Genomic DNA, 11,711 nt, shown 5'->3' with positions numbered 1-11,711 from the left:
AAATTGCAGATTGCCAATTTTTAAAGTGGTGAAACAAGTTTTTGAAACAAGATTACCGTCGGGAAACAGAAAACAGGAAGCAATTTATCGCCAGTTTTTTTACGAATAAATTCAGTTCAATAACGGGATAATCAACCAGGGAATATCAGGCAGCTACAATAATTATTACTTCTTTTCAACCAATGGGTTAAAAATAATCTATTGGTATTAGGTCGGCTGCTCTTAACCATGACCAATATCCCGAATATCTAAAACCTTTTGCGAGCCACTCGTAATTTCTGTCTATCGTTACCACATCCATAAGCGATGTAAGTTGAGATACCTGCATGTTACGCCTTTGCTTTGCCGGAAACGGTATAGGCAAATTATAAGACTGGCCCGTTTTATAAAACAAAGGCGATTGTTTTTGTCCCATATAAATAATAAATAACTCCAGTCGGGCAACATCCTTCTTCAGCGTTTTAAAGTTTTTCTTATCATCAATAAACAATGAATTAACATCTGAAATTTTAACTGCATACCTTTTTATTTTGCCGGCAGGCGTAGTTTGATTAAATTCAATAATTTCTGCCGGTGATCCTTTATGCATCGCACTTATAATGGCAGGGTCATTTATAATTTGATAAACCAGATAACCTTCGGCGTTTGTTGTATTATTCATTACCGCCCTAAAAAAATGCCTGCTGGAGCTTAAATACGTTATTCGGCGGTTATTCGCCCATTTTTTTTGTTCGGCTGCCGTTCCTTTTAAGTCCTCAAAATACGGCGACCCTATAATACTACATATATAATTATTTATATCTAACTCAAATTCAGTTAACAGATATTTAATCCTATACCCTAACGCTTTATTTTCAACTACAATAAAGTCATCAGCGCTTGCTGTAAGAAATTTTGTTGTTTTGTTATAATGAAAATTTAAAACTTCAGGATTTAATACTTTGCATTGCCGCGCATTTGCAGTTTCACCAATAAAATTCTTAATAAATTGCGCCAAATATTCTTCTCTTTTGGGATCAGGACGCCCACGTATAGTTACCGAATTAAGTATGGCATTACTTGCTTTTAACCGGATAGATAAGTAAACCGGTTTTTCCTGAACTATAACACTTTGAGTGACCGGAATAAACCCCACCATTTTAACAACTACCTCATAACTGCCAGATTGTAATTTATTGAAGCTAAATTTCCCCGCGTTGTCTGTTGAGGTGACATATTTAGAATTGGTTATAAAAACGGTTGCACCACGAACGGTTGCTCCTTTTTCATCAGTAACCGTACCGTTTATAGGATAAGTTTGCGCCTTTACGTAATAAGCTATAAATATCAGTAAAATGCAAACCAGCTTTTTCATGTTATTTCTTTCCCTCCAGCGGGTCAACAAAATAATCTAATGGCATCAGATCGGCTATTCTTAACCAACCCCAGTAGCCGCTAAAAATGGCTTTTTTATTGGGTGATAACTCTCCATTCCTGTCTATCATTATTGTATCGGCAAGCAACTGGATCTCAGACTCCTGCGGATCCTTCATCATGCTCTTTATTTTTAGCCTGAGTGGCGTACCTGTTTTATAAAACAAGGGCGATGCCTTTACCCCGTTATAAGCCACGTATAGTCCAAACCTTCGGCTTAACTTAACGGTGTCCTTACCAACCCCCATAATACCAGGCAATAATACCCTAAAGTTTTTATTATAAACAGAAAACACCGAATCAATTTTAAGGGGCCTGTCGGCAACTAATGTTTTACCATATTTACTGGTAAGAGGCCTGTCAACAAACTCGGCAACAATATATCCTTCTGTTTTTGCCGTATTATTCATTACCGCTTTAAAAAAATGTCTGCCCGAGCTTAAATAGGCCGTTTTGCGATTGACCTCCCATTTCTTTTTTTGCACGTCGGTACCTTTCAGTTCTTCAAAATAGGGTGAGCCGCCAATGGTGCAAAGGTTAGTGTTATAATCGTATGCAAATTCTGTTAAAAGGTATTTTAGCTTGTACCCAAGTGCCTTATTCTCTACTACCAGGAAATCATCGGCATTAGCCAATAAAACCCCTTTGTCTCTATCATAATAAAAGTTCAGTATTGCCGGATTTAGCAATTTGCATTGCTCAGCGTTGACCGTTTCACCAATGAACGATTTGAGGAACAGCGCTAAGTATTTTTCTCTTTTTAAATCAGTATTATAATCTGTTTTGCCTTTTATAGTAACGGTATTTAATTCGATGGTGCTTTCAGCCAACCGGGCAACGATATGGATATTTTTTTCCTGTAGCTTAATTTCCTGCGTTACCGGGGCAAGTCCCAGCATTTTGATAACCACCTCATAGCCTCCGGGCTGTAAACCATTAAAGCCGAATTTTCCCTTATTATCTGTTGAGGTGATATAACTTGAGTTGGTTATAAAAACGGTTGCACCACTAACGGCTTCGCCCTTTTCATCAGTTACTGTACCGTTTATAGAATAAGTTTGTGCCTTTACATTAAAAGCTATAAATACCAGTAAAATGCAAACCAACTTTTTCATGTTATTTCTTTTGCTCCAGCGGGTCAACAAAATAATCCAGGGGTGTTAGGTCGGCTATTCTTTGGCTTGCCCAGTAACCATTAAAATAAAAACCATTACCCGGTGTAATAACGCCTCGCTTATCAACCGTTATGGTATCAACAAACTGTTTTATCTGACTTATGTGGTTCAAATAATAAATATGCAGCGTAGATCTTATCGTATCTTTTTTTAAAACGACCTGGCGGGCCAGCATCACTTTAAAATTTTTATTAACCGCCACCATTTCCGAATCAATATCAATAAGCCGTCTTAACGGCGACTCCTTTGTAGATAATTTTTGCCTGTATTCATAAGTATAAAATCCCTGCGCGCGCGAATTGCCGGCCATTACCGCTTTAAAATAATGCCTGCACGAGCCCAGGTATGCTACTATCCTGTTTTTCTCCCATTGTTTTTGCTGCTCGTCGGTGCCTTTCATTTCCTCAAAATAGGGATCACCTTCAAAATAACATATCGCGCTTGTAAATTGGTACTGAAACTTAGTTAGCAAATACTTCAGTTTATAGCCAAGCGCGTCGTTCTGTATTTCCAGGAAATCATCTGCCCTGGCCTCCAGCATTTCGGTTTTGTTATTTTTTTTAAAGCTCAGCACTTCGGGGTTTAATATTTTGCATTGTGATGCATTGCCAGAAAAACCAAGAAAACTCGACGTAAATATTCTTAAATCCTGCGGATCTTGCTTTATAGCTTTGCCTTTTATGGTAACCGTTCTAAGCATGGTGTTGCTTTCTTTTAGCTTAAAAGCAATATCAAGCGATTTCTCTTCTAATTTGATGCTTTGTTTATCAGCAATAAAGCCAATCATATTTACAACTACTTCGTATGATCCCGGCTGTAATCCGTTCAGCATAAATCTGCCCGAAGCATCTGTTGATGTTGTTTTTTTTGTATTGGTGAGGAAAACCGTAGCACCCGGTATAACTCCCTTATCATAGCTTATAGTACCGGTTATAGAATACGTTTGAGCCTTAGCCCTAAGGCAGGCTATCATTAAAAAGATAAAGAGCAATGATCTTGTCATATGGTGCTTATTAAATTGCTATATTATTTTTTTGCCGTTTCCAGTACTTTATAATCGGGCGGTAAAAAGCCCGATGCCATGTTCCACGCCCAATACCCGGCGCGTGCAATGCTGGTTTTAGGGTTTACGCTGCCGTTCTTGTCAATGAGTATATCATCCAAAACCGGGCGAATAACTGATGTTTGTTTAAACTTTGCATGTTCCATCGTTGGGTCTACAATATGCCTTCCACCAAGAACATACGCGCGTGGTTCGTCTTTTTTAGTATAAATAATATATAATATAGTCGAATCGTTTTTAAGTGCTTTTAAGTTTAATCGCTTAATATTTTCATCAACATTAACAAGAAGCGTATCCATCCCTTTAAAAGGCATAAAATATTCAGGATGGCTTCTTTGTACATTTTGTAATCCGGCAGCCATACGTATTTTGGCGGGGATTGGGAATCTGTAAATTTCAAACCCCTCTTTTTCTAGCGTATGATCAAATGCCGCTTTAAAAAAGTGCCATTCAGAGCCTTCGTATATTATTTGCCGATTCTTTTCCCATTTTCCCTGTTCTGCCGGTGTGCCATGCAATTCTTCAAGATAAGAAGACCCATCGTAATAAAGCAAATGCCGGGGTACATCCATATTAAATGCTTTTAGCAAGTAATGCACATTATAGCCCAAAGCTTTGTTCTCTATTACAATAAACTGCTCAGAATTGGCTGTTAAAATATCATCTTTCTTGTTATAACTAAAATCAATCACCTCGGGGTTTAATATCTTGCATTTACCTGCATTATCAGATTGGCCAATAAAATCATCAATAAACATAGACAGGTATTTTTTTTTGGCGGATGCCGATATACCCGAAATTTTTACTGTTTTGAGCATTATGCTGTTGGGGCATAATACAATATTTAGCTCGGGCGATTTTTTTTGAATAATTATCGACTCATTATACACACCAAATCCAAGCATCTTAACTACCACTTCATAAACTCCCGGCTGTAGTTGGTTCAATGCAAATCTGCCCGAAGCATCTGTTGATGTTGCTTTTTTTGTATTGGTCAGGAAAACCGTAGCCCCCGCAAGCAGCTCGTCTTTTTCGTCACTTATAACCCCGGTTATTGAATAGCTTTGTTGAACAGAGCGCTCGGTGCCAGGGTCGCTTTTAATTTCAACTATTTCTTTGTCCTTAATTACAATCGCGTCGTTATAAATGGTATAAGTCAGCGGCTGTTCTAAAAATATCAGCCTTAAAGCCTCATTTAACGGTACATTGTTTATTTCTATATTTACAATTCCTGCTTTTTTTAACAGCTCTTTGGTATAGGTAAAGGTATAACTGGTTTGCTTTTGTATGTCTTTAAATACTGTTTCAAGCGGCGCATTTACTTCTTTAAGATTTATATGTTGGGCAGATACCTTTGCGGTAGCACTAAGGCAAATACTTAAACATAGTAAAACAGTAAGCTTCATAACAAGCGGCAGATTAATTGGTATCACTAATCTCATCATTTATATGGATATATGCTAAATACTTCGTTTACCAAAAAACAGGGGGATGTTAATAAAACTATTTTTTAATCTGTCTTCAATCAGCCCCAACATTGTCCTGTAGACACCCTGTTATTGAAATTTTTTGAAACTATATTTACAAGTATTAACCTAATAAAGAAATTATGAGCAAGATAACCCCATTTTTATGGTTCGATAATAACTTAAGCGAAGCCATAGCATTTTATACTTCTGTATTTAAAAATTCAAAGCTATTGTACGAGGTGAAATATACCGATGCCGGGCCCGGGCCCAAAGGAACCATTATGACCGCCACATTCGAGCTGGAGGGTCAAAAATTTATGGCATTGAACGGTGGCCCCATGTTTAAATTTACAGAAGCTGTGTCATTTTTTATAAGTTGCGAAAACCAGGATGAAATAGATTATTACTGGGACAAACTATCTACAGGGGGCCAAAAAAGCCAATGCGGCTGGCTTAAAGATCAATTTGGCTTATCATGGCAGGTGGTGCCTTATAATCTTGGCGAGCTATTGCATAACAGCGACCCCAAAAAAGCAAATAATGTAATGCAGGCCATGCTAAAAATGAATAAGCTGGATATTGCAGTATTAAAGAAAGCCGGCGAGTAGCCCACCACTTAAGGGCGAGAACGGCAGCGAAGACTCACCCGGTCGTTGCTTCGCTCGCCCCCCTCTTCGCCTTTGGCGGAAAGAGAATTATTAAACTGTTCCAACCCTCTTTCCCGCTCGCGGAAGAGAGGGTCGACAAGCGTAGCGATGTCGGGGTGAGTAAACGTCGTGCATTGGCGGTAATGTCGCTTTGTTAGTACTCACCCGATCATCGCTAAGTCGCTCGATCACCCTCTCTTCGCCTTCGGCGGAAAGAGGGCTATTTTATTTTTTTTGAATTATCCCAACCCTCTTTCCGCGCAGCGAAGAGAGGGTCGACAAGCGTAGCGATGTCGGGGTGAGTAAACGCCACCTGGCATTGGCGGTAATGTCGCTTTGTTAGTACTCACCCGATCATCGCTAAGTCGCTTGATCACCCTCTCTTCCGCAAGCGGTAAAGAGGGTTAATTCCGCTCAAACAACCCTCTTTCCGCGCAGCGAAGAGAGGGTCGACAAGCGTAGCGATGTCGGGGTGAGTAAACGCCGCAGGATTACTATTTTACAATCTCCCCTATATCGCTATTACTAACAAAAGCAATCTGCTTACTATCAGGCGACCATGATGGGGTGTTGATAGAGCCTTGCCCGCCATAAAAATAAGCCAGCACTTTAGGCTTGCCGCCTGCCACCGGCATTAAACGGATATAAACATGCTTGTATGCCGGATGCGCGCCCGGCTCAACCTCTTCTTTTAAAAACGTAATAAAAACCATCCATTTCCCATCAGGCGAGATATGGGCGAACCAGTTATTGTAATCATCGTTGGTTACCTGCTCCTGCCCGCTGCCGTCGGGCTTCATGCGCCATATTTGCATCAATCCGGAGCGTACAGAGTTAAAATAGATGTACTTTCCGTCGGGCGTATATTCGGGGCCGTCATCCAGTCCTTTGGTGTTGGTTAGCTGTACTTCGGGGCCACCTTCTGCAGGTACTTTATAAATATCAAAATCGCCATTTCGTTGTCCGCAAAAAACCAGGCTCTTACTATCCGGCGACCAGCCATGCAAATAAGATGGCCCGGTAGGTGTAATTTGCTTAGGTATGCCGCCTGCAACCGGTACAGTATAAACAATAGAACCCTGTTTGGTATTACTGCTCATGCCAAGCATCTTACCATCAAAAGAAAGTACGTGGTCATTATTATTCTTTACACCGGGAGTGCTAATTATTGATGATTTACCACTTGCCAGGTCAAAATTATATAGTAGTCCTTTTTCATCATTAAATATCAATTTGTTATCGGGTGTCCAGTTAGGCGCTTGTATAGAGTACGGAACGGTATAGGCAATTTTACGGTTGCCGGTGGCAATTTCCATCAGCTCTACATTACTGCCCAATATCATTCCCATCTTTTTATTATCCGGGAACGGTACCGCTATGCGCACATTGCTGAATGCGGCTGTCTCATTAACATCAGCGTTATGTGAGCCAATAAAAACGCCAACGTATACATCATCGCCTAAATCAATATCAGCTATTTGTTCGGTAACAAAGGGCTCGCCGTATTTAGCCACGCGCATGGTATAGGTTTTACCCTTGCGCTCTAACTGTATAATATTGGCATGATCTGTTTTTGAATGGATCTCTTCTGTCTTAGCACCTGCCGTGCGCCTAAATTGCAGTGAAGTAAGCCCATCACCATGCACAACCGCGTTAACATGTGCCGCATTGCCATCCAGTGATTTACGTACCATCCAACCCATTTTACGATGCATTTCTACACCGTTCCACCCTAAAAAATCAGCCCGGGTGTTAAGGATGAAATCACCCTTCATTTTCTTGTACATAAAATGAAACTCATCGCTGGCGTTCCAGATATTTTCGCCGGCACCCGAAAGGATATACTGCTGTGTTTGCGGCAAATATGTGCCCGAACCGGGTTTGGTTTTTGCACCAACATCGGCTTGTTCATCAAAAACACCTAAAGTATTTTGTTGCGCTAATGCGGATAAACTAAACAAAATGGCAAATACTGCCGAAAGGAACATGGATTTTCTCATTATTACAGGTTTAAATTGAAGGATACAATTGGTAAGTATCCATTGCAATTTAATAAAATTTTCATCTTCACGCTATAGAGGCGGGTACAATTTCAGGGCTCACCAAAAATAAATCCTGATTTTATTTAAAAAAATCAAGACCTTGCAGCGGTTAAAAAATTCACTCCTCTAAATGAAAAAAATAACAGAACAAAACGCCGCAAAATATACGCTGGTATTAATAATTGTTACTTTTTTCATCCGCTTGCTTATTGCCGCGTATACGGGTTTAGGCAATGGCGAATCGTATTATTTCAGAGGCGCTATACATTTAGATTGGAGCTATTTTGATCAGCCCCCACTTTTCTTTTGGCTGGGTGGCGCAAGCATCCGTTTATTTGGGCTTACCAATTTAGGGTTACGTTTCCCGGATGTATTGATGTTTGCCGGCACAAGCTGGCTATTGTTTATCCTTGGTCGTAAATTGTTTAATGCTGCAGCCGGATTTTGGGCGGTAACCATTATGAATTTAAGCGCGCTGTTTACCGTAGGGGTTGCCTGTTGGTACCAACCCGATGCGCCGTTGATGTTCTTCTGGTTACTTAGCACCTGGTACATAGTTAAAGTATTAGGCATAGGCGAAGAAAGACCGCTCGACCCGAAAACAGATAAAGGCAAAGTATATTGGCTTTGGATAGTGATTGGCATTTGCATGGGCCTGGCTACTTTAAGTAAATACCATGTACTATTTTTATTTGCCGGGGTATTTATGTTCATCCTCACCAGCAAAAAACAGCGTCATTGGCTGGCACACCCCGGCCCGTACCTGGCCATTGTGATAACCATAATTATGGCTACCCCCGTAATATGGTGGAACTATAAAAATAACTGGGTATCGTTTGTTTGGCAAGGATCAAGGGCCGGCACCAGGCACGAGCCATTTCAACTTCACCCGGATTGGTTCATCCGCAGCATAGCCGGGCAGGCCGTATGGTTATTACCTTGGATTTGGTTCCCGACGATAAGGCAGCTTTTTACCTCATGGAAACTGCGTGTACAGCAAGCATATGGCTTTAATTTTTGGATGGCGGTGTTGCCGATTGTTTTCTTCACGGTGCTTACCTTATGGGCCGACCTTCAGTACCATTTTCACTGGCAGGCACCGGGTTATATGATGTTGTTTATGCCGTTAGGTTATGCTATTGATAAGGCCCTAAACGGTGCCGACGAAAGACGCAAACGCCTTACCCGACGATGGATAAATTTCTCCATGTATTTTACAGTAATAACTATAACCGTACTTGGCCTGCATTTAGTTACCGGCTTTTGGCAAAACCATGGCCCAAAATGGGTAGCCAGCCTGGGCGGCGGTAAAATAGACCCAACCATACAAGGTGTTGATTATGATGACATCATGACCCGCTTTGAAAAAGAAGGCTGGATAAATAATCCTAATGTATTTGCAGGCAGTACCCGCTGGTGGCTTGCCGGCAAGGTAGATTGGGCGCTAAAAGGTAAAAAAGACATCATTTGCTTTAATCGCGACCCACGTAACCTGGCCTTCCTTGTTGACCCCAAAACACTAATAGGCAAAGATGCCGTAATTATTGGCGAAGCCCATGCTTATGATGAAACGATCAAGAATGATGGCACACCATTTTTTGACAGCATCACCAAACTGGCCGATATCCCAATAATTCGTGGTGGTGTGGTGGAAGAGCATTTACAGGTTTATTACTGCAAAAACTTCCATGAATCGGCTAATAAATTTCCAGACTATCCGCTGTACAGGCAGTTGATGGGTTTACCGCCGTTTGGTAATTAGGCGATCTGATAATGTCGTCTACTTAGTGTTCCATTTAAAATTCTTAATGCCGATACCGGCAAATATAATAACGTAACCCAATGATACTAAAACGGTAGTAGTGGTTTCATTATTCCATTTAACGGGCTCCATGCTGGCAGCCAGCATGAGCTTAACTGAACCATAAGGCGACCAATGCACGCCCTGCTTTACCTGCGGGCCCAATGCACCCAATTCGCCAAACATGCCAACCATTATAAATAAGAAATAGGTAAGGCGCGTAGTTGCATTAACAGTTTCGGGATTTTTAATCATACCTACAATTAACTGCCCAAGGCTAAGATAAACCGCTCCGCCCAAAATAGCTACTGCAAATGTGAGTAAATATCCCTGCGCACTAAGTGTTATTTTATCATATTCAAATCCTACAATAAAAACAAGAAGGGTTAATATCATAATCATAACCAGTTGGATGCTTATGCGGCTTGCCATGATTGCCCAGCCGGGTACCGGCGCTACACGCAAACGCTGAAAAATACCTTTATCCCTGTCGCGCGATATAGATATAGTATAACCCATTAAACCTATGGCCATTAAACCTATGGTTATTGCGGTAGAAAGTGCAAACGGACCACCCATTTGTGGTATCATTCCCTTCCATGATATAAGGATAATAACAGGTACTAATAATGAAATTATAACCGACCGGCGATTACTGAACAAAGTAGCCACATCGGCCCTTAATAAAGTTATAAATACGGTGGATGTTTTAGGTATTACTGTTTCCATTTTTGATTTTAATTTAGGCACGCACAGCGCTGCCGGTTAGGGCAATAAATACATCTTCTAAAGTTACTTTTCCACGGCGCGATACGGCTATTACTTCCGGCTCGTCTCGATGCTTATCAATAAGCGATTGTGGCGTATCAATAGCTATTACGCGGCCATGATCAATAATAGCTATCCGGTCACAAACGGCTTCTGCCTCTTCCATGGAGTGTGTGGTTAATAAAACCGCGTGGCCCTTTTCGCGTATGGCTTCAATACGTTCCCAAAGCTGGCGGCGCGATTGCGGGTCAAGGCCCGTTGTAGGCTCATCTAACAATACCAACCGTGGATTATGAATTGTTGCAATTACCAACGATACGCGTTGCTGCTGGCCGCCTGATAGCTGTCCGAATTTTTTAGTAGCTGCATCCTCCAGGTTAATATCTTTTAAGACACCCTTAATCTGATCTTTACTCATGGGCACACCATAAATACCCGAAAATAGTTGAAGTATTTGCACCACATTCAACTCTGGCTGAAAGCTGGTTGATTGCAACTGTACGCCCATTGATGCACGCGCGTGCAGAGGCTTTTTCTGTACGTCCTGCCCATCAACAATAATAGTTCCGGTTTTAAATTTCAGCAGTCCTTCAATAGCACTTAGGGTACTTGTTTTACCCGCGCCGTTAGGCCCAAGCAAACCAAAAATTTCTCCTTTTAATACTTCAAACTTTACATTATTTACCGCGACAAAATTGCCGTAGTTAACATAAAGGCCCTCTACTTGTAAAATGTATTTATCGTCTTCAATAGCCATATTTTATCATACTTTAGGTGTTAGAGTGCAGTGATTTTTTATTATTACAATCAGCGCCAATTAAAACTTAAACCATAAGGTACCATTTATGGGTTCGCCGGTGTTTTTGTTTTTCTGGCTTTGCGGCCCCATAACTCTTGCCGGCTGAAATTTGGTACCAATAGCACTTATTCCATTTAAGAACCCAATATTACCATCAGGGAATGGCGGCTCTACGTTATTATCCTTCAACGCATCTTTTTCTCTGGCCGGGCGCAGCATTTGCAGGTACATGTTTTTATTATTGGTATAAACTATAAAAGGAGACTCTTTATTTTCAATAACAGCCCAGCTAACCTCGGCATGATAGCCTTTAAATTCAGGATACCCCCAGGTCTCGCCGGTAATAGCATTATTATAGGCTTTATGCCATACCCCAAATAGTTGACCACGCAACCTGTTTTTCCAAACACGGTACGGACCACGGCCAAGCCATTTCATCCCGGTAATTTTTTCTTCGGGATAATTAAAGGTGATACCCATATAATCGGCATCGCCGGTTTGGGTGTAGGTATATTCAAGTTTAACCGGCCTGCC

At 41.1% G+C, this 11,711-nt stretch carries 9 protein-coding genes and 1 pseudogene; 2 read left to right on the top strand and 8 right to left on the bottom strand.

The window, feature by feature from the left end; translation table 11 throughout:
- Window positions 1-187 precede the first annotated feature (187 nt).
- Genes JWP71_RS02835 through JWP71_RS02820 form a run of 4 tightly spaced genes read right to left on the bottom strand, consistent with a single transcriptional unit; the run spans window position 188 to window position 5,057 of the window.
- The gene (locus tag JWP71_RS02835; RefSeq protein ID WP_299496865.1) at window positions 188-1,354 is read right to left on the bottom strand and encodes a carboxypeptidase-like regulatory domain-containing protein; all 1,167 of its coding nucleotides are present in this window, start codon (window positions 1,352-1,354) and stop codon (window positions 188-190) included.
- Between the two features lies 1 nt (window position 1,355).
- Window positions 1,356-2,528 (bottom strand): carboxypeptidase-like regulatory domain-containing protein, encoded by a 1,173-nt coding sequence (locus JWP71_RS02830; protein ID WP_299496863.1) that lies wholly within the window; start codon window positions 2,526-2,528, stop codon window positions 1,356-1,358.
- A 1-nt stretch (window position 2,529) separates the two neighbouring features.
- Window positions 2,530-3,591, bottom strand: coding sequence for a carboxypeptidase-like regulatory domain-containing protein (locus tag JWP71_RS02825; protein WP_299496861.1), 1,062 nt, complete (start codon window positions 3,589-3,591; stop codon window positions 2,530-2,532).
- Window positions 3,592-3,614: 23 nt separating this feature from the next.
- On the bottom strand, window positions 3,615-5,057 hold the full coding sequence (locus JWP71_RS02820) for a carboxypeptidase-like regulatory domain-containing protein (protein WP_299496859.1): 1,443 nt from the start codon (window positions 5,055-5,057) through the stop codon (window positions 3,615-3,617).
- Between the two features lie 203 nt (window positions 5,058-5,260).
- Between JWP71_RS02820 and JWP71_RS02815 the strand changes: the two genes are divergently transcribed.
- Complete coding sequence (locus JWP71_RS02815; RefSeq protein ID WP_299496857.1) at window positions 5,261-5,728, top strand: VOC family protein; 468 nt, start codon at window positions 5,261-5,263, stop codon at window positions 5,726-5,728.
- A 533-nt stretch (window positions 5,729-6,261) separates the two neighbouring features.
- On the opposite strand, the gene JWP71_RS02810 is transcribed toward JWP71_RS02815, so the two are convergent.
- Entirely contained in the window at window positions 6,262-7,767 is a 1,506-nt protein-coding gene (locus JWP71_RS02810) for a hypothetical protein (protein WP_299496855.1), read from the bottom strand.
- Window positions 7,768-7,939: 172 nt separating this feature from the next.
- On the opposite strand from JWP71_RS02810, the gene JWP71_RS02805 reads away from it, so the two are divergent.
- The gene (locus JWP71_RS02805; RefSeq protein WP_299496853.1) at window positions 7,940-9,571 is read left to right on the top strand and encodes a glycosyltransferase family 39 protein; all 1,632 of its coding nucleotides are present in this window, start codon (window positions 7,940-7,942) and stop codon (window positions 9,569-9,571) included.
- Between the two features lie 18 nt (window positions 9,572-9,589).
- Here the strand turns inward: JWP71_RS02805 and JWP71_RS02800 are convergent, their stop codons facing one another.
- The 3 genes and pseudogenes from JWP71_RS02800 to JWP71_RS02790 all read right to left on the bottom strand — a co-directional run.
- Window positions 9,590-10,339 (bottom strand): ABC transporter permease, encoded by a 750-nt coding sequence (locus tag JWP71_RS02800; RefSeq protein ID WP_299496851.1) that lies wholly within the window; start codon window positions 10,337-10,339, stop codon window positions 9,590-9,592.
- A 13-nt stretch (window positions 10,340-10,352) separates the two neighbouring features.
- The gene (locus tag JWP71_RS02795) at window positions 10,353-11,135 is read right to left on the bottom strand and encodes an ABC transporter ATP-binding protein (protein ID WP_299496848.1); all 783 of its coding nucleotides are present in this window, start codon (window positions 11,133-11,135) and stop codon (window positions 10,353-10,355) included.
- Window positions 11,136-11,195: 60 nt separating this feature from the next.
- Window positions 11,196-11,711, bottom strand: a pseudogene (locus JWP71_RS02790) (glycoside hydrolase family 2); the annotation flags it as partial.

The sequence above is a fragment of the Mucilaginibacter sp. genome, assembly GCF_028287845.1.
Taxonomy (GTDB): domain Bacteria; phylum Bacteroidota; class Bacteroidia; order Sphingobacteriales; family Sphingobacteriaceae; genus Mucilaginibacter.
The sequence above is the reverse complement of the archived record's forward strand: the minus strand, read 5'-3'. Positions and strand labels throughout refer to the sequence as shown.